General features: G+C 46.5%; 2 protein-coding genes. Both read left to right on the forward strand.

Annotated elements, in window-relative coordinates:
• Positions 1-175: 175 nt before the first annotated feature.
• On the forward strand, positions 176-853 hold the full coding sequence (locus tag AB7U36_RS22245; RefSeq protein WP_428161786.1) for a hypothetical protein: 678 nt from the start codon (positions 176-178) through the stop codon (positions 851-853).
• Positions 854-1,032: 179 nt separating this feature from the next.
• Positions 1,033-2,608: DNA topoisomerase 3 (locus AB7U36_RS22250; RefSeq protein ID WP_428161787.1), on the forward strand; the 1,576-nt coding region annotated here is incomplete at its 3' end.

Raw genomic sequence — 2,608 nt, forward strand, 5'->3', positions numbered from 1 at the left:
AAGTTGATAAAAAATCCTGGCAAGAGGGCTATGAGGCAGGACTCCGGCAGCAGGAAGCCGAACCGGAAAACACAGAGGTCTTAAGCTGGCATGCCGGGTTTCTTGAAGGGCAGACAGATGCTGAAAAAATAAAAGTCCACAAAGAACAAAGTAATCTGAAAGGAGAAAAAAATAAATGAATGAAACCAGAACAGAAATATATCTGGAAAGAGTTCTGCAAGTTTGCCGCCAACTGTCTGATTATAGCCATCAAGGATATTATAATATATTCTATTTGTCTGCTGAAAATGCCAACATTATGAACTGCCTGCAAGAGCATCCTAAAACCGTAGCAACTATTTTCCCCTGGACAATTGAAACAATTGAAAGAACTGATTTGTTTTTTGAGAATCTTCTTTCTGCTCTTTGCCCGACATATTCGGATGTGGGGTTGTATCCTTCTGATCATCCAAAATTTGAAAACCATCATATCGATCTTTATTTTGCCCGCCGCAGTGACTGGTGGACAGGCCGGGATTACAGCCATGAACTTATTAAGTTTGAAAACAGCGATCCAAAGAATAAAGAAGCCTGCTTGAATCGAGTTGTAAAAGTATGCAGGCATCAGCTTTTTGAGAGGCTGAAGTCAAACAGGCTGTTCATGGCTGCGCTTATGAACAAAAAATATGCAGCGGTTTTCGAGATGATTGCATGGTACAGGGGGCATCTTAGGAGCAACGATATTTTTTTCATGAATCTGTATCGGGCATTAGACGGAATTATAAACAACAAGCCTGATTTTCCGGACTGGCCGGGCCAGGATTACACTTTCTTACTTTTTACATTTGAGAACCCCTGCAAGATTAAGGAGTAATTGACAGTGTTCTATAGGACAGGCAACCGGAAAAGTATTAACTCCTTGTGCAATCAACCACAGGAAACTTTAAACAAATCTATTTTTCCCGGGAGCCAGACAGAAGGGAACGGAAGCATATATCTCCTGATTAATAACAAATTTACAAAACATAATAACAGGTTAAGGAGAAAGAAACCATGAGACTTTTCATAGCAGAAAAACCATCCCTTGGCCGGGCCATTGCCGCAGGCCTGGGGGAAGCCGAAAAAAGAAACGGTTACATAGAATGCGGTCCGGATATCGTGACCTGGTGCTTTGGCCATCTGTTGGAAATGGATCAGCCCGAAGCATATGATGAAAAATATAAAGCCTGGAAAAAAGAAGACCTGCCCATTTTACCAAACGCCTTTAATGCCTCGGTCAGAAAAGATGCTGCCGCACAAATGAAAATCATAGGCAAGCTGCTCCAGGATGCTGAATGCGTAGTTAACGCAGGAGATCCGGACAGAGAAGGACAGCTGCTTGTTGACGAGGTGCTCGAATACCACGATTATGCCGGTTCTTGCCAACGTATCTGGCTTGCGGCCCTGGATGACAAATCAGTCAAAAAAGCCCTGTCGTCCATGACAGACAACAATGATTATACCGGCCTGCGTGATGCGGCCCGGGCCAGATCCCAGGCAGACTGGCTGGTGGGCATGAACTGCACCCGGGCCATGACCCTCAAGGGCCGTGATGCCGGCAACCAGGGAGTTTTATCCCTTGGCCGGGTCCAGACCCCGACCCTTGCCCTGGTGGTCAACCGGGACCTGGTTATTGAAAACTTCAAACCCCACCCGTATTTCACCCTTCATGTTGAAATCCTTCATGAAGCAGGTACGTTTACCGGCACGTTTCAGCCGCTTGACACACAAAAAGGGCTGGATGACCAGGGCCGCTTAATCAACCCTGATGAAGCCTTTCGGATCAAAAAAGAGGTAAGCGGCCAGGCCGGAAAGATTATAGAGGCTGTTACAGAAAAGAAAAAAAAGAATCCGCCGTTACCCCATTGCCTCTCCTCTTTACAAAAAGCTGCATCGGCAAAGCTCGGCATGGGAGCAAAACAAGTGCTTGATGTGGCCCAGGCCCTTTATGAAAAAAAGCTGACCACCTATCCCCGTTCTGACTGCCGGTATCTGCCGGATGAACAGTTCCAGGAGGCTGGTAATATACTTGCGGCTTTGGCAAACCTGCCCGGGCTTGAGCAAATTGCCGAGAACACGGATTGCTTGATCAAAAGCGCAGCATACGACACGAAAAAAGTAACTGCCCACCATGCCATTATTCCCACAGGTGAAACCCCTTCGAACCTGTCCGATGATGAATCTGTCCTGTACCGCATGATTGCCCAAAGCTTTTGCATCCAGTTTTATGCGGCCATGGAGTTTGAAGCGCAGAAAATTCTGACCGGCATAAATAATACGGTCTGGAAATCAACGGGCAGAACGATATTGAATCCCGGCTGGACCGCCTTCATCAGGGAACAAGAGGATGAAGCCGCCGAAGACCAGGTTTTGCCCGGGGTACACCAGAACGACAATATAACCGCAGCCCAGGTTGATATCAAATCCCAAAAAACAAAACCGCCTGCAAAGTTTACCGAAGGTACCCTGATTGAGGCCATGGCAAATATTCACCGGTTCATTGAAGATGCCGAAGCCAAAAAGACATTAAAAGAAAATGAAGGCATCGGAACAGAAGCGACCCGGGCCGGGATCATTGAAACATTAAAAG

It is taken from the genome of Desulfobacter sp., from assembly GCF_050177295.1.

Bases quoted from the DNA above. Each gene is read 5' to 3' on its own strand.
- AB7U36_RS22245 (WP_428161786.1), top strand. From the start codon at position 176: ATGAATGAAACCAGAACAGAAATATATCTGGAAAGAGTTCTGCAAGTT.